Here is a 15,095-nt window from a genome sequence, read left to right on the forward strand (position 1 = left end):
GGCCGGAGGAAAAGAGAGGTTGGCTTATTCGCCCCAGACGTCCTTGAGGACATTGACCCAGTTTTCACCCATGATCTTGCGCACCACGCGCTCGCTGTGGCCGCGCTTGAGCAGGGTCTCGGTGAGGTTGGGGAACTCGCCCACGGTGCGGATGCCCAGCGGGTTGATGATCTTGCCGAAGCTGGTCAGGCGGCGGGCGTAGCCCTTGTCATGGGTCAGCATTTCGAAGAAATCCTGGCCATGGCCCTGGGTGAAGTCGGTGCCGATGCCAATGGCGTCCTCGCCGACGATGTTCATGGTGTATTCGATGGCTTCGGCGTAGTCGTCGATGGTCGAATCGATGCCCTTGGCCAAAAACGGCGCGAACATGGTCACGCCGACAAAACCGCCGTGATCGGCGATGAACTTCAGCTCTTCATCAGACTTGTTGCGCGGGTGTTCTTTAAGGCCGGACGGCAGGCAGTGGGAATAGCACACCGGTTTTTTCGATTCGAGGATGACTTCTTCGCTGGTCTTGGAACCGACGTGGGACAGGTCGCACATGATGCCGACGCGGTTCATCTCACCGACAACCTCACGGCCAAAGCCCGACAGGCCACCGTCACGCTCGTAGCAACCGGTGCCGACCAGGTTCTGGGTGTTGTAGCACATCTGCACCACACCGACGCCGAGCTGCTTGAAGATCTCCACATAGCCGAGCTGGTCTTCAAACGCATGGGCGTTCTGAAAGCCGAAGATGATGCCGGTCTTGCCCTGCTCCTTGGCTTTGCGGATGTCGGCGGTGGTTTTCACCGGGATCACCAAATCGCTGTTTTCACGGATCAGGGTCTGGCTGGCCACGATGTTATTGATCGTGGCCTGGAAGCCTTCCCACACCGACACGGTGCAGTTGGCGGCGGTCAGCCCACCTTTGCGCATGTCCTCGAACAGGTCGCGGTTCCACTTGGCAATGATCAGCCCGTCGATAACGATGCTGTCGGCGTGCAGTTCGGCTGGGCTCATCAGGCTGTCCCCTTTTTGGCGATTCGTGCGCCGAATCGTCTGCCGGCGCTTTGGGGCCAGCATATGCCCAGGGGCTGAACGAACCGGGTGCAAAAACGACAGGGGAATTGCCGAAAGCGTCAATCCGCGACAAAGGCCTACATGACACGTCCGACTGACGACTGTTCTTTGTCTGACGCTTGAGCCAGAATTCCGTATCACCTGATATGAGACGGCGCAATGAAATCGATTTTCCTGGCTTTGGCACTCATCGCAACCGGCGTCCACGCGGCCGAAGACACCGACAGCACGCCGTGCGATGGCATCGAGAACGACAAGCAAACCCTGGAATGCGCCACCTATAACAAAACCACCGCCGAGCAATTGCTCAAGGATAACTATCAAGGCCTGCTGGAACGCATGGGTTCGACCTATGGCAGCAACAAGTCGCAACTGGCCGACATTACCGCTCGTCTGAAGGATGCCCAGCAGAAATGGGAAAAATTGCGCGATGCCGATTGTGCAGTGGACACCTTCCCGGCGGTGAACGGTAGCAAGGAGTATGCGATTCAACAGAATGATTGCCTGGCGCGGATGAGCGACGAGCGGTCGGAGTTTTTGGAGTCGATTGGGCAGGAATAAGCGCATACAAAATGCGCTGTCATTTTAATTGCCAGGCACATGTCAACTGTCAACTCTCACAGTTTACGATGTGCCAGGCAGCGCCTAAGTTTAGCCGGTGATACGGATTATCCGATCATCAAGGAGCTACTCCAAGGAGCTGATCATGCTGACTCGACACGTCATTCCTCAAATCTATACAACCCCATCCCAGGGCAATCTGAGCGCCAACATTGGAACGTCCCCTTCCCTGACGTTAACGGCCGAAGGCATCAATTTCGCACGGGACTACTACACGACCGACCGACAAATGCGTATGACGCTCTCGGTGCTGCAGCACTTGCCCGACATGATTCACGGCGTCGAAATCACCTTTCTCAGCACGCTCACCGACGGTAAACACACGATTGAAGATAAGAAGGTAAGTGCCGTTTATTGGCAATTATTGGCAGAAAACGACGAATCGGTTTTCTACACCCATGACGCAGACTCCGGTTTCATCAACGTGGCTTTCAATGACGCACTCGAGACTGTCGAAGGAACCTTCAGCTTCAAGTCCACCAACCCGGATGGAAGCATCCTGGTGATCAACGACGGACACTTCAAAATTGTAGGCCGTGACGACCTTACGCTATAGAAGCGGTAGTGCATCTGGGAGTAGATAGGTGACAATCCTTTTTCCACTCCCTCTTTCCCAACCAAGGCCTTTCATGACTATCTGCGGCATCGAAATCAAAGGCAGCGAAGCCATCATCGCCGTCGCCTCCCTGGACAACCAGGCGCTGACCCACATCACGGTGGCCACCAAGAAAATCGCCCTGGAAGACGACGATGAGGCGGCCAACGTCAAAGCCTTCGCCGCCCAAGTGAAAGCGTTTGTACAGGCAAACGCCATCACCCGCATCGCGATCAAGAAGCGCAGCAAGAAAGGCGAGTTCGCCGGTGGCCCGACCACGTTCAAGATTGAAGGAGTGTTTCAGTTGCTGGAGGGGGTTGAGGTGACGTTGTTGTCGCCACAGACCATTAATGCGCAGAACAAGAAGCACGATTTTCCCCTGCCGGCCTCGCTGAACAAGTATCAGCATGAGGCCTTTAAGGCGGCGTGTTCGGCGCTGGTAAAGAAATAGGCCACACCGAAGATCAATGTGGGAGCTGGCTTGCCTGCGATGGCATCAACTGTGTGTCACTGATACACCGAAGTGCCTGCATCGCAGGCAAGCCAGCTCCCACCTTTGAACCTTGTTGCGTTTAAATCCTTGTGCGGTTCTTGTGCTGCAGCCAATCGCCGAACGTTTTGTCTTCCAGGGCATAGCCGCCCCGGCTCGACTTCCACACCAGCTCCTTGTCGCGCAACGCATCGATGCAGGCCTGAATGGTCTGGGTGCCTGGCACCACGTCGCTGCCCATGTCTTCCAGCGCTTTGCTGACTGCCGTCAGGGTGCTGTCGGTAAACGGCGCGAACGGTTGGTTGTGTTGCGAACGCTCCACCATCACTTCCAACACGGCGCGCTGGGGGATGGTGAGGTTGTTCCAGGCGCTTTCAAATTCGGTCCACACGCCCGCGCGCAGCAGTTCGGCACGGCTGTGCAGCAGTTGGCCCAAATTGCTTGCCTCGCCCAGCTCCAGCGCCACTTCACCGATGATGGTGCGCAGCATCTCGGGACGACGGCCTACCAGCTCGAAGGCTTCGTCGATATCCGCCGCGTTAAACTGATTGGTTTTAGCCAAATGCGCGTTGAGGTGCACGGTGTAGGCCTGGGTGAACTCTTTGCCGAGCAAGGGGAACGGCGTGATGCTGGAGCCGAAGAATGGCTGGCTTTTGCCCAACACCAAGTGAGCCAGCTTGTCGCGGTTGGAGCCGGTAAACACCAGGCGCAAGCCACTGCCTTCCTCGTCACGACCTTGATTGAGCTGATCCCGGGCGGCCTTCAACGCGAACATCGCGTTGATACCGGACTCGGTGGTTAAGGCGTGCTGCGCTTCGTCAATCACCAGCACCACGGTTTTTTCCGCCGCGCTGTGGAGCAATTCCAAGGCTTGGGTCAGCGTGGCGCCGACGGGCAATTGTGGCTTGGTAAAGTCCCAGGAGAGGGTACGCAGAAAGCTGAGTTTCTCGATTCCAATATTCTTGGCCAGTTTGCGAATGCCTTTTTCATAGGGCACCAGAGCAGCGGCAATAGCGCTGGCGATCAACTCAGCGGGATCTTTCTCTTTGTCCGCCCAGAGATCGACATACACCGCCAACCAACCCCGCAGTTGGCACTCGGGGATCAGGTCTTCGCGCAAAAAGGTGCTTTTGCCGGTGCGACGCGGCGCCGCAAGGAACAGGCCGGACGTAAAATCCTGAATACCGGCCCCCACCAATCCGTCAGCAATGCTGCTTGCCAGGGCGGGGCGGCGGAACACGAAGCCGCTGTTCTTCGACATACTTTTATACTCAATTATGGAAAGGACTATAAATTATAGTGACGAGTATAATTGACTATAATTGCCCGTCAAACCACCTCCCGTCGCCGATCCTCCCTCGGGCATTTGGCAAACCGCGCTCGATAGCTACGGGTGAAGTAAGACGGCGACTCAAACCCGCACGCGATACTCACCTCCAGCACACTCATATCGCTCTGTCGCAATAGCTGCCGGGCTTTTTCCAGGCGCAGGCCGAGGTAGAAGTTGCTCGGCGTGTCGTTCAAGTGCAGACGAAACAGCCGCTCCAACTGGCGCCGCGTCACCTTGATCGCATCGGCCAATGCCAAGGTGCTCAGCGGCGGCTCGGTGTGTTGCTCCATTTCGCCGATGACCTGCACCAACTTCTTATTGTTGATGCCGTAGCGCGTGGCGATCTGCATGCGCTGGTGGTCTTTGCGTGGGCGGATGCGCCCGAGCACGAATTGTTCGGAGACTTGGATCGCCAAGTCGGGGCCATGAGCCTGTGCGATCAGGTCGAGCATCAGGTCGATGGAGGCGGTGCCGCCGGCGCAGGTGATGCGGCGACGGTCGATTTCGAACAGCTCCTGGGTCACGGTGAGCTGTGGATAAGATTCCTTGAAGGCATCGATGGCTTCCCAGTGCAGGGTCAGGCGGTGGCCGTCGAGCAAACCGGCTTCGGCGAGCACACAGGCGCCGGTGTCGATGGCGCCGAGGGTGACGCCATCGTGGTCGAGCCGGCGCAGCCAGTGTTCCAGCGCGGGCGTGGTGAACTTCAAGGGTTCGAAGCCGGCGACCACCATCAGCGTCGCGCCTTTTTTCAGCGGTTCCAGTGCGGCGTCGGCGTTGACCGACATGCCATTGCTCGCCAGCACCGCGCCGCCGTCGGCGCTGAGTACATGCCAGCGGTACAGCTCGCCGCGAAAGCGGTTTGCCACGCGCAGCGGTTCCAGCGCGGAGATAAAGCCGATGGCCGAGAAACCCGGCATCAGCAGAAAGTAGAAATCCTGGGACATGGTGGCGCTCTCGTAGGACGGGCAGCGTGGTCACTGTGATACGCCAGTTCAACAGGCCATTCAAGAGCACAGGTCGCTGCAGTGCAAGAGCTGGTCGCCGCCGTGCGCTTTGCCGCCCTTTAAGCTGCGTACCTTGATCCCACGGTGCACAAAGACGCCGGCCCCCACAATAACGACCTGCCGAGGGATCCACCATGAACCGACTGATCAGCCGCTGTGTGCTTGCACTCAGCGCCAGCGCCATTTTGAGCACCCACGTGATGGCAGCCGATGCGGCGTCTTGCCAAAACGTGCGCATGGGCGTGGTGAACTGGACCGACGTGATCGCGACCAGCGCCATGACCCAAGTGTTGCTCGACGGCCTCGGCTACAAGACCAAACAAACCAGCGCGTCCCAGCAAATCATCTTCGCTGGCATCCGTGACCAGCGCCTGGACCTGTTCCTGGGCTACTGGAACCCGCTGATGACCCAGACCATCACGCCGTTCGTCGACGCCAAGCAAGTCAAAGTCCTCGAAAAACCCAGCCTGGAAGACGCGCGCGCCACCCTCGCCGTGCCGACTTACCTGGCGAACAAGGGCCTGAAAACCTTTGCCGACATCGCCAAGTTTGAGAAAGAACTGGGCGCCAAGATCTACGGCATCGAGCCAGGCTCGGGCGCCAACACCCAGATCAAGGCGATGATCGCCAAGAACCAGTTCGGCCTGGGCAAATTCCAACTGGTGGAATCCAGCGAAGCCGGCATGCTCGCCGCTGTCGACCGTGCGGTACGCCGCAAGGAAGCCGTGGTGTTCTTCGGCTGGGCGCCGCACCCAATGAACGTCAACGTGGCGATGACTTACCTCACCGGCAGCGACGACGCCCTGGGCCCGAACGAAGGCATGGCCACGGTGTGGAGCGTCACCTCGCCGACCTACGCCGAACAATGCCCGAACGTGCACAAGCTGCTGACCAACCTGACCTTCACCGCCGCCGACGAGAGCCGAATGATGCAGCCGTTGCTGGATCACAAAGACGCGCTCGAGTCCGCCAAGCAGTGGCTCAAGGACCACCCGCAAGACCAGCAGCGCTGGCTTGAAGGCGTGACCACCTTCGACGGCAAACCGGCCGCGGCCAACCTGCAATTGACCCGCAAATAACCGATCCGAATCACCGTGTCGCAGCCGCTTTTGGCTGCGCGCGGCATCACTACGCCCGCCTGCAAGGAACCGACTCATGAACCACGACGTCATCATCACCTGCGCACTCACCGGTGCTGGCGACACGACCGGCAGAAGCCCACACGTGCCGGTCACTCCCAAACAAATCGCCGCTGCCGCCGTGGAAGCCGCCAAGGCTGGCGCGACCGTGGTGCACTGCCACGTGCGTGACCCCGAAACCGGCAAGTTCAGCCGCGACGTCGCGCTGTACCGCGAGGTGATGGAGCGCATCCGCGAGGCCGACATCGACATCATCGTCAACCTCACCGCTGGCATGGGTGGCGACCTGGAAATCGGCGGTGGCGAGAACCCGATGGAGTTCGGCCCCAACACCGATCTGGTCGGCCCGCTGACCCGCCTGGCCCACGTGGAAGCGTTGCTGCCGGAAATCTGCACGCTGGACTGCGGCACCCTGAACTTCGGCGATGGCGACACCATTTACGTGTCCACCCCGGCCCAGCTGCGTGCTGGCGCCAAGCGCATTCAGAAACTGGGCGTTAAGGCCGAGCTGGAAATTTTCGACACCGGCCACCTGTGGTTCGCCAAGCAGATGATCAAGGAAGGCCTGCTCGACAACCCGTTGTTCCAACTGTGCCTGGGCATCCCATGGGGCGCACCGGCTGACACCACCACGATGAAAGCCATGGTCGACAACCTGCCCGCCGACGCGGTGTGGGCCGGCTTCGGTATCGGCCGCATGCAAATGCCGATGGCGGCGCAAGCGGTGCTGCTGGGCGGCAACGTACGGGTCGGTCTGGAGGACAACCTGTGGCTGGACAAAGGCGTGCTCGCCACCAACGGCCAGCTCGTGGAGCGAGCGAGTGAAATCCTCAGCCGCCTGGGCGCGCGGGTCATGAGCCCGGCGGAAGGCCGAGTCAAGATGGGCCTGACCAAGCGCGGCTAATTTTTCCAACCACCGCTGAACCCTGTGGGAGCCGGGCTTGCCCGCGATGGCGGTACACCTGCACCGGATACTCCAACTGACACACCGCTATCGCAGGCAAGCCAGCTCCCACATTGAATCACCGGACTTTTCAGGATCGTCACTATGAGCTTTATCACCGAAATCAAAACCTTCGCCGCCCTCGGCAGCGGCGTCATCGGCAGCGGCTGGGTATCCCGCGCCCTGGCCCACGGCCTGGATGTAGTCGCCTGGGACCCGGCGCCCGGCGCCGAAGCGGCCCTGCGCAAACGTGTCGCCAACGCCTGGGGCGCTTTGGAAAAACAAGGCTTGGCACCGGGAGCATCCCAGGACCGCCTGCGCTTTGTCGCCACCATTGAAGCGTGCGTGAAAGACGCCGACTTCATCCAGGAAAGCGCCCCGGAACGCCTGGAGCTGAAACTGGAGTTGCACAGCAAGATCAGCGCGGCGGCCAAGCCGAATGCGCTGATTGGTTCGAGTACCTCGGGCCTGTTGCCAAGCGAGTTCTACGAGGGTTCCACCCACCCGGAACGCTGCGTGGTCGGCCACCCGTTTAACCCGGTTTACCTGTTGCCGCTGGTGGAAGTGGTGGGCGGCAAAAATACCGCGCCGGAGGCTGTTCAGGCGGCGATCAAGGTGTATGAATCCCTCGGCATGCGCCCGTTGCATGTGCGTAAGGAAGTGCCGGGGTTTATCGCAGACCGCCTGCTTGAAGCGCTGTGGCGTGAGGCGCTGCACTTGGTCAACGACGGCGTGGCGACCACCGGAGAGATCGATGACGCCATCCGTTTTGGCGCCGGGTTGCGCTGGTCGTTCATGGGCACCTTCCTAACCTACACCCTGGCCGGCGGTGATGCCGGGATGCGGCATTTCATGGCGCAGTTCGGCCCGGCGCTGCAGTTGCCGTGGACGTACCTGCCGGCGCCGGAATTGACTGACAAGTTGATTGATGATGTGGTCGATGGCACCAGCGAGCAGTTGGGCAAGCACAGCATTTCGGCGCTGGAACGCTATCGTGATGATTGCCTGTTGGCGGTGCTTGAAGCGGTGAAAACCACCAAAGCCAAACACGGCATGAGCTTCGCTGAGTAACCGCTGTTGATTTCCTGTGGGAGCTGGCTTGCCTGCGATAGCGGCGGTGAGTCGTACATGGCTATCGCAGGCAAGCCAGCTCCCACATTTGACCGAGTACATAGCCGGAATTTATGTGATGCCTGCACTGACGACTTACACCACAAAAATCCTCCCCGACTGGGTGGATTACAACGGCCATCTGCGCGATGCGTTCTACCTGCTGATCTTCAGCTACGCCACCGACGCGCTGATGGACACCCTGGGTTTGGACAGTGAAAACCGCGAGGCCAGCGGCAATTCATTGTTCACCCTGGAACTGCACCTCAACTACCTGCACGAGGTAAAACTCGGTGCCGAGGTAGAGGTGCACACCCAACTGATCGCCCACGATGCCAAGCGCCTGCACCTGTATCACAGCCTGCATTTAGCGGGCGATGAAAAAGAACTGGCCGGCAACGAACAGATGCTGCTGCACGTCGACCTCGCCGGCCCGCATTCGGCGCCGTTCACCGCGGCCACCCTGGAAAAACTCATCGCTATCCGCGCTGCGCAGGCCGACCTGCCAAGGCCCGCCCTCCTCGGCCGTGTGATCGGTTTGCCGCCCAAAAAACCCTAAGGAGCCGTCATGCGCACTGCAGCCGCTGTTGCCGACTTTCGTACTTACCCAACGATCTGCGACCTCGCCGAGGTGCAGGTGCTGGAGGATCAGCTTCGCGTGCATTGGGCCGATGGCCGGGTAAGCCCGTTTCATCATCAATGGCTGCGGGACAACTGCCCGTGCGCGGAATGCGTGTACAGCGTGACCCGTGAGCAGGTGCTGGAGATTGTCGATGTGGATGAGAATCTCAGCGCCAGCAGCGCGCGCATTGATCAGGGCTTGCTGAGTGTGGAATGGAACGGCGGCCACCTGAGCCAGTACGATCCCGGCTGGTTACGGGCGCACGCCTACGACGATGAATCCCGCGCTGAGCGCCGTGCGGCGATACCCCAACCCCAGCTGTGGGACCAGCACTTCACGTTGCCGGTTTTCGACTACGCGGCGGTGATGGAAGACCCCAAGGTCCTGCTGCAATGGTTGCTGGCCTTGCGTGAAGGCGGCCTCACGCAAATCCGTGGCGTACCCACCGAACCCGGCTCCCTGGCGCTGATCGCCAAGCGTATTTCGTTTATCCGCGAGAGCAACTTCGGCGTGCTGTTCAACGTGCAATCCAAGGCCGATGCCGACAGCAATGCCTACACCGCTTTCAACCTGCCATTGCACAGCGATTTGCCGACGCGGGAGCTGCAACCGGGGCTGCAGTTTTTGCACTGCCTGGTGAACGAGGCCACGGGCGGCGAGAGCATTTTTGTCGATGGGTTCGCCATCGCCAATGCGCTGCGCAGCGAAGACCCCGAGGCGTTTCGCGCGCTGTGTGAAATACCGGTGGAGTTTCGCAACAAGGACCGTCACAGCGACTATCGCCGCCTCGCGCCGATCATTGCGCTGGATGCCTTGGGTGAAGTGGCGGAGATCCGCATGGCCAACTTTCTGCGTGGGCCATTCGAGGCGCCGGTGGAACAGATGCCGTTGTTGTATCGCGCGTATCGGCGCTTTATTGCGATGACGCGGGAGGAGCGGTTTCGGTTGGTCAAGCGTTTGAATCCGGGCGAGTTGTGGTGCTTTGATAACCGCCGCACGTTGCATGCGCGCAATGCGTTTGACCCGGCTTCCGGAGCGCGGCACTTTCAGGGTTGTTACATCGACCGGGATGAGTTGCTCTCACGGATTCTGGTGTTGCAGCGGTAGACCGCGGCGCGCCCCTCGCAGGCAAGCCAGCTCCCACATTTGACTGCGTTCACAAGTCAAAATGTGGGAGCTGGCTTGCCTGCGAGGGGGCCCGTGAACTCACCACAAACCCCAGGCAAAAAAAGCCCCGATCCAGCCGTGACTGGATCGGGGCAGAGTGCTTGGTGTGAGCGTGACATCCCGAGGGTGACCAAACCTTCAAGGTGCGTGCCTGGCGTTCAGTGTGCCTATTACTTGTGTCGGTAAATGACCCGAAAACGACCTGTTCATAGCCATCTGAGCCATTCGTTGAATCTGCCCTTGCCGACCGGCCGAGGGCCTACCAGAATCCCAGTCAGTCCCCGCTCCCTACACCAGGATGAACGTCATGATGCACGCGGATTTGATTGACCAGGATGACCTGCTGGGCCAACTGCGCTCACTGGGTTTTGAAGTGTCCAGCGGCGCCACCGCCGAGCAGGCTTGCGAGTGTGCGGTGCGCGGTTTGAGTGCCGCGCGGGCCAAGGCGCTCAAGGGCATGGTGGAACAGATGTACACCGGCAGCGCGACGATCTTGCCGGCTGTGCGCCAGGCGATCGATAAGCAGTTGTTGCCGGCGTTGGGGCAGTTCAAGCAGAACTCTGGCGTCTGATAGATCGCTATCGCAGGCAAGCCAGCCCCCACATTTGAATGTATTCACAGATCAAAATGTGGGAGCTGGCTTGCCTGCGATGAAGTACCTTCGGTCTAGAGCCTTACACTCGCGAAAGTCGACTCATTCCTGGCCTGACTCAACGCCGACATCGGCCCCGACAACGGTGACAACACCAGCGCCTGCGGAATCGGCATCATCGCCACTTGCTGGGTGGTGTTGGAACCTACGCGTTCATCCCGTGGCGGTATGCCGAAGTATTCGCGGTAGCACTTGGAGAAGTGCGGCGTGGACACAAACCCGCACACCGAGGCTACTTCGATGATCGACATCGGCGTTTGCTTGAGCAGTTGCCGTGCACGGATCAAGCGCAGTTTTAAGTAATAACGCGACGGCGAGCAGTGCAGGTATTTCTGGAACAGCCGCTCCAACTGGCGACGCGACACGGCGACGTACACCGCCAGCTCGTCCAAGTCGATCGGCTCTTCCAGGTTGGCTTCCATCAGCGCGACGATTTCCTGCAGTTTCGGCTGGTTGGTGCCGAGCATGTGTTTGAGCGGCACACGCTGGTGATCCTGTTCGTTGCGGATGCGTTCGTACACAAACATCTCGGAGATCGCTGCCGACAATTCACGGCCGTGGTCGCGGCTGATCAGGTGCAGCATCATGTCCAGCGGCGCGGTGCCGCCCGAGCTGGTGAAGCGGTTGCGGTCAAGGGTGAACAGGCGTGTGCTCATGGCGACACGCGGGAACGCTTCCTGCATCGACGCCAGGCATTCCCAGTGCACGCTGCAATCGAAACCGTCGAGCAAACCGGCGCAGGCCAGGGCCCAACTGCCAGTGCACACGGCGCCGAGGCGACGCGACTGGCGCGCCTGGCTTTGCAGCCACGACACGTGTTCACGGGTAACGGTGCGCTGGATACCCACGCCGCCGCACACAATCACAGTGTCCAGGGCCGGGGCTTTGTGCATGGAGGCATCGGGGGTGATTTGCAGACCGTCGCTGGCCCACACTTGGTTGCCGTCGACACTCAGGGTTGACCAGCGATACAGCTCACGGCCGGACAACTGGTTGGCCATGCGCAGCGGTTCCACTGCGGACGCCAGGGAAATCAGCGTGAAATTGTCCAGCAGCAAAAAGCCGATGGATTGAGGCGCACGGTTCTGGGGTTGGGCCCCTGAGTTGAACGACGTCATCGCGGTATCTCCTCACACAAAGCGGGTGATGGCCTCAGGCGAGGCTCTTGTTATTGCGCTCGCCCTGGAAAGGAGAGGCTTTGAATAGATAGAGCAAATGCCATGCCTAAAATTGAATGAGCATTCAATAACTCCTGAAAACGACCTGATGACGCGTCTATTTAAGCCCGCGCAGGAAGTGCGGGATATGCCTCGAAAAGGACGCTGGCGTGCGCCTGCTCACGGGGTGTGAGCAGATCGGTAGCACTTGTGGGAAGGCGCTTTGCGGGCGTAGGAAGAGTCTGTCACCGCACGCACGGGTGACGGGTGGTCGGGCGGGAATTCGTTCTGGAGCTACTTATCTGTTTGCGACGCGCTAAAAGGTGGCGCTTTTGAATCCGGGTGTTCACTTTATGAGCAGTTTGCCAATCAATTGTGGCGAGCGGGCTTGCCACAACAAGCCGCTCACCCGAAGAAAGCGCTCAACACTCCACCGCACTTACCGCCAACCCACCCCGCGATGTTTCCTTGTACTTGTCATGCATGTCCGCGCCGGTATCGCGCATGGTACGGATCACTCGGTCCAGGGAGATAAAGTGCTGGCCATCGCCGCGCAGCGCCATCTGCGCCGCGTTGATCGCTTTCACCGCTGCAATCGCATTGCGCTCGATGCACGGCACTTGCACCAGCCCGCCCACCGGGTCGCAGGTCAGGCCGAGGTTATGTTCCAGGCCGATTTCGGCGGCGTTGCACAGCTGCTCCGGCGTGGCACCGAGGATTTCGGCCAACCCGGCTGCGGCCATGGCGCAGGCCGAACCGACTTCGCCTTGGCAGCCGACTTCGGCGCCGGAAATCGAGGCATTCTTTTTACACAAAATTCCCACGGCCGCCGCGCTGAGCAAATAGTCGACCACGTTGGCTTCAGTCACTTCGTCGCTGAACTTCATAAAGTAGTGCAGCACCGCCGGGATGATCCCCGCCGCGCCATTCGTCGGTGCGGTGACCATGCGCCCGCCGGCGGCGTTTTCTTCATTCACCGCCAGGGCGAACAGGTTGACCCACTCCATCGCACTCAAGGTCGAGCCAATCACATTTGGCTTGCCCAACTCCTGCAAGCTGCGGTGCAATTTGGCGGCGCGACGCCGCACGTTCAAGCCGCCGGGCAAGATGCCCTCGTGCTTGAGGCCCTGCTCCACGCAATCTTGCATGGCGCGCCAGAGCTTCATCAGGCCGCTGCGGATTTCTTCCTCGCTGCGCCAAGTCTTTTCATTCGCCAGCATCAACTCGGCCACGCGCAGGTTGTGGGTCTTGCACAGCTGCAACAGCTCCACCGCGCTGGAAAAATCATACGGCAGCTCGGTGCGGTCCATATCGGCCACGCCGCTTTGCGCCTGGGCGTGGTCCACCACAAAACCGCCACCGACCGAATAGTAGGTATCGCGGTGCAACTCGCCATCATCGCCAAACACCACCAGGGTCATGGCGTTGGGGTGGAACGGCAGGTTTTCGTCGAGCAGGCGCATGTCGCGCGCCCAGATGAAGGGCACCGGCAGGCGGCCGTCGAGCAACAGTGTGTCGGTCTCGCGCAGGGTGTGAATACGCAGGCCAATTTGCGCCGGGTCGATAGCGTCCGGCCACTCGCCCATCAGGCCCATGATGGTGGCGGTGTCGCTGCCGTGGCCGATGCCGGTGGCCGACAATGAGCCATACAGCTGAACTTCGACGCGCCTGACTTGTTCCAACAGTTCACGTTCACGTAAAGCTTGGACGAACAACGCTGCGGCGCGCATGGGGCCGACGGTGTGAGAACTAGAAGGCCCGATGCCGATCTTGAACAGGTCGAAAACGCTGATAGCCATTGCCGTGAAACTCCTCGGTGAGCAGGCTAGGCATGAACAAGCTGCTACGCTCAGATCGCCCAGATGGCGGCATCATCAAGCTTTTATCCGCCCTCACGGCGTCTCACACCGACGCACCCATGCTCAACAGCGTCGCTCCCGTGCGATCAAGCGTTTTGGCCGTTTTTAGCGGTGCAGATCGATAAAAACTGCAGTTTTGCCTTCGGAAAAATCTGTAAGCGACGTCACCGACACTGGATACGACCATCCCTGTACTGGATACGACGCCCCCTGTAGGCGTCAGATTTTCACTGGTACATGATCAGTCTCGACTCGATGGCAAGGCACCGTGCCGGCGCTTCATCGCACGCCCCAACCGCAACACTTATAAAGCGCGGCGAAAGCCGCCAGAAAAAAGACACAGGAGTCTACCCCGATGAAAGGTTCACCCTCGTTGTTGTTGGCCGCCATGCTGAGTCTGCCAGTCCTGGCACACGCTGCAGAACCGGAACAGTGCAAGACCGTTAACTTCTCCGATGTCGGCTGGACCGACATTACCGTCACCACCGCGACCACCAGCGAAATCCTCAAGGGCCTAGGCTACAAGCCGCGCACCACGATGATTTCGGTACCTGTGACCTACAAGTCGCTGGCCGACGGCAAAAACATGGACATCTTCCTCGGCAACTGGATGCCGACCATGGAAAACGACATCAAGCAGTACCGTGATGCCGGCACCGTGGAAACCGTGCGCGCCAACCTGGAAAACGCCAAGTACACCCTGGCGGTCCCCGAGGCGCTGTATGACAAGGGCCTGAAAGACTTCGCCGATATCGCCAAATTCAAGGATGAGCTAGGCGGCAAGATCTACGGCATCGAGCCGGGTAACGACGGCAACCGCACCATCCAGACCGTGATCGACAAGAACCAGTTCGGTTTGAAAGACGCGGGCTTCAAGGTCGTGGAATCCAGCGAAGCCGGGATGCTCTCCCAGGTCGAACGGGCCACCAAGCGCGGCCAGGCCATCGTGTTCCTCGGCTGGGAACCGCACCCGATGAACACCCGCTTCAAGATGAAATACCTGACCGGCGGTGACGATTCGTTCGGCCCCAACTACGGCCAGGCCACCATCTACACCAACACCCGCAAGGGCTACACCCAGGAATGCAGCAACGTTGGCCAACTGCTGAAAAACCTGGCGTTCACGTTGAACATGGAAAGCACCCTGATGGGTAACGTCCTTGACGACAAGATGAAGCCCGACGCCGCGGCCAAGGCCTGGCTGCAGAAGAACCCGCAAGTGCTCGACACCTGGCTCGCCGGTGTGACCACGGTTGACGGCAAACCTGGGCTGGAGGCCGTAAAAGCGTATCTCGCCAACTAGCACCCGCTGACCCCAGGCCGGTGCGCTGGCCTGGGATGTTT

15 protein-coding genes are annotated in these 15,095 nt (G+C 59.8%); 10 read left to right on the forward strand and 5 right to left on the reverse strand.

Annotated features, from left to right (window positions below):
• Positions 1–24 precede the first annotated feature (24 nt).
• On the reverse strand, positions 25–1,002 hold the full coding sequence (locus tag K0P33_RS29780; protein ID WP_016972866.1) for a dipeptidase: 978 nt from the start codon (positions 1,000–1,002) through the stop codon (positions 25–27).
• Between the two features lie 219 nt (positions 1,003–1,221).
• On the opposite strand from K0P33_RS29780, the gene K0P33_RS29785 reads away from it, so the two are divergent.
• From K0P33_RS29785 to K0P33_RS29795, 3 genes are all read left to right on the forward strand, one after another.
• Positions 1,222–1,623 (forward strand): lysozyme inhibitor LprI family protein, encoded by a 402-nt coding sequence (locus K0P33_RS29785; protein WP_094949529.1) that lies wholly within the window; start codon positions 1,222–1,224, stop codon positions 1,621–1,623.
• A gap of 145 nt (positions 1,624–1,768) precedes the next feature.
• On the forward strand, positions 1,769–2,239 hold the full coding sequence (locus K0P33_RS29790; RefSeq protein WP_094949530.1) for a hypothetical protein: 471 nt from the start codon (positions 1,769–1,771) through the stop codon (positions 2,237–2,239).
• A gap of 73 nt (positions 2,240–2,312) precedes the next feature.
• Positions 2,313–2,729, forward strand: a complete 417-nt coding sequence (locus tag K0P33_RS29795) for a DUF3010 family protein (protein ID WP_242153139.1) — start codon at positions 2,313–2,315, stop codon at positions 2,727–2,729.
• Positions 2,730–2,850: 121 nt separating this feature from the next.
• Here the strand turns inward: K0P33_RS29795 and K0P33_RS29800 are convergent, their stop codons facing one another.
• Positions 2,851–4,029: an AAA family ATPase gene (locus tag K0P33_RS29800; RefSeq protein WP_242153142.1), complete on the reverse strand. Its 1,179-nt coding sequence runs from the start codon at positions 4,027–4,029 to the stop codon at positions 2,851–2,853.
• 68 nt (positions 4,030–4,097) lie between these two features.
• A complete protein-coding gene (locus K0P33_RS29805) occupies positions 4,098–5,042 on the reverse strand; it encodes a GlxA family transcriptional regulator (protein ID WP_094949533.1) in 945 nt (314 codons plus the stop codon).
• A 194-nt stretch (positions 5,043–5,236) separates the two neighbouring features.
• Here K0P33_RS29805 and K0P33_RS29810 point away from each other — a divergent pair, with 194 nt between their 5' ends.
• The 6 genes from K0P33_RS29810 (at position 5,237) to K0P33_RS29835 (ending at position 10,654) form a co-directional block, all read left to right on the forward strand.
• A complete protein-coding gene (locus K0P33_RS29810) occupies positions 5,237–6,181 on the forward strand; it encodes a choline ABC transporter substrate-binding protein (RefSeq protein ID WP_242153145.1) in 945 nt (314 codons plus the stop codon).
• 76 nt (positions 6,182–6,257) lie between these two features.
• Positions 6,258–7,145: a 3-keto-5-aminohexanoate cleavage protein gene (locus tag K0P33_RS29815; protein ID WP_242153148.1), complete on the forward strand. Its 888-nt coding sequence runs from the start codon at positions 6,258–6,260 to the stop codon at positions 7,143–7,145.
• A gap of 144 nt (positions 7,146–7,289) precedes the next feature.
• On the forward strand, positions 7,290–8,255 hold the full coding sequence (locus tag K0P33_RS29820) for an L-carnitine dehydrogenase (protein WP_094949536.1): 966 nt from the start codon (positions 7,290–7,292) through the stop codon (positions 8,253–8,255).
• Between the two features lie 118 nt (positions 8,256–8,373).
• Positions 8,374–8,853, forward strand: a complete 480-nt coding sequence (locus K0P33_RS29825) for a thioesterase family protein (protein ID WP_242153152.1) — start codon at positions 8,374–8,376, stop codon at positions 8,851–8,853.
• 9 nt (positions 8,854–8,862) lie between these two features.
• Positions 8,863–10,023, forward strand: a complete 1,161-nt coding sequence (locus K0P33_RS29830; RefSeq protein ID WP_242153154.1) for a gamma-butyrobetaine dioxygenase — start codon at positions 8,863–8,865, stop codon at positions 10,021–10,023.
• Between the two features lie 367 nt (positions 10,024–10,390).
• Entirely contained in the window at positions 10,391–10,654 is a 264-nt protein-coding gene (locus K0P33_RS29835) for a hypothetical protein (protein ID WP_083356383.1), read from the forward strand.
• A gap of 95 nt (positions 10,655–10,749) precedes the next feature.
• On the opposite strand, the gene K0P33_RS29840 is transcribed toward K0P33_RS29835, so the two are convergent.
• Entirely contained in the window at positions 10,750–11,853 is a 1,104-nt protein-coding gene (locus tag K0P33_RS29840; protein WP_094949539.1) for a GlxA family transcriptional regulator, read from the reverse strand.
• 461 nt (positions 11,854–12,314) lie between these two features.
• Positions 12,315–13,691 carry an L-serine ammonia-lyase gene (locus K0P33_RS29845; RefSeq protein WP_242153159.1) on the reverse strand — a complete coding sequence of 459 codons (1,377 nt, stop codon included), beginning with the start codon at positions 13,689–13,691 and terminating at the stop codon, positions 12,315–12,317.
• 415 nt (positions 13,692–14,106) lie between these two features.
• On the opposite strand from K0P33_RS29845, the gene K0P33_RS29850 reads away from it, so the two are divergent.
• Positions 14,107–15,054 (forward strand): choline ABC transporter substrate-binding protein, encoded by a 948-nt coding sequence (locus K0P33_RS29850; protein WP_242153162.1) that lies wholly within the window; start codon positions 14,107–14,109, stop codon positions 15,052–15,054.
• The last annotated feature ends 41 nt before the right edge of the window (positions 15,055–15,095 follow it).

This window comes from Pseudomonas sp. ArH3a, from assembly GCF_022648765.1.
GTDB lineage: Bacteria > Pseudomonadota > Gammaproteobacteria > Pseudomonadales > Pseudomonadaceae > Aquipseudomonas.

What these genes read in the sequence shown, in the direction of transcription:
- K0P33_RS29805 (WP_094949533.1), bottom strand. Translation starts at nt 5,042, where the DNA reads ATGTCCCAGGATTTCTACTTTCTGCTGATGCCGGGTTTCTCGGCCATC.
- K0P33_RS29795 (WP_242153139.1), top strand. Translation starts at nt 2,313, where the DNA reads ATGACTATCTGCGGCATCGAAATCAAAGGCAGCGAAGCCATCATCGCC.
- K0P33_RS29850 (WP_242153162.1), top strand. Translation starts at nt 14,107, where the DNA reads ATGAAAGGTTCACCCTCGTTGTTGTTGGCCGCCATGCTGAGTCTGCCA.
- K0P33_RS29825 (WP_242153152.1), top strand. Translation starts at nt 8,374, where the DNA reads ATGCCTGCACTGACGACTTACACCACAAAAATCCTCCCCGACTGGGTG.
- K0P33_RS29845 (WP_242153159.1), bottom strand. Translation starts at nt 13,691, where the DNA reads ATGGCTATCAGCGTTTTCGACCTGTTCAAGATCGGCATCGGGCCTTCT.
- K0P33_RS29790 (WP_094949530.1), top strand. Translation starts at nt 1,769, where the DNA reads ATGCTGACTCGACACGTCATTCCTCAAATCTATACAACCCCATCCCAG.
- K0P33_RS29820 (WP_094949536.1), top strand. Translation starts at nt 7,290, where the DNA reads ATGAGCTTTATCACCGAAATCAAAACCTTCGCCGCCCTCGGCAGCGGC.
- K0P33_RS29815 (WP_242153148.1), top strand. Translation starts at nt 6,258, where the DNA reads ATGAACCACGACGTCATCATCACCTGCGCACTCACCGGTGCTGGCGAC.
- K0P33_RS29780 (WP_016972866.1), bottom strand. Translation starts at nt 1,002, where the DNA reads ATGAGCCCAGCCGAACTGCACGCCGACAGCATCGTTATCGACGGGCTG.
- K0P33_RS29835 (WP_083356383.1), top strand. Translation starts at nt 10,391, where the DNA reads ATGATGCACGCGGATTTGATTGACCAGGATGACCTGCTGGGCCAACTG.
- K0P33_RS29810 (WP_242153145.1), top strand. Translation starts at nt 5,237, where the DNA reads ATGAACCGACTGATCAGCCGCTGTGTGCTTGCACTCAGCGCCAGCGCC.
- K0P33_RS29830 (WP_242153154.1), top strand. Translation starts at nt 8,863, where the DNA reads ATGCGCACTGCAGCCGCTGTTGCCGACTTTCGTACTTACCCAACGATC.
- K0P33_RS29840 (WP_094949539.1), bottom strand. Translation starts at nt 11,853, where the DNA reads ATGACGTCGTTCAACTCAGGGGCCCAACCCCAGAACCGTGCGCCTCAA.
- K0P33_RS29800 (WP_242153142.1), bottom strand. Translation starts at nt 4,029, where the DNA reads ATGTCGAAGAACAGCGGCTTCGTGTTCCGCCGCCCCGCCCTGGCAAGC.
- K0P33_RS29785 (WP_094949529.1), top strand. Translation starts at nt 1,222, where the DNA reads ATGAAATCGATTTTCCTGGCTTTGGCACTCATCGCAACCGGCGTCCAC.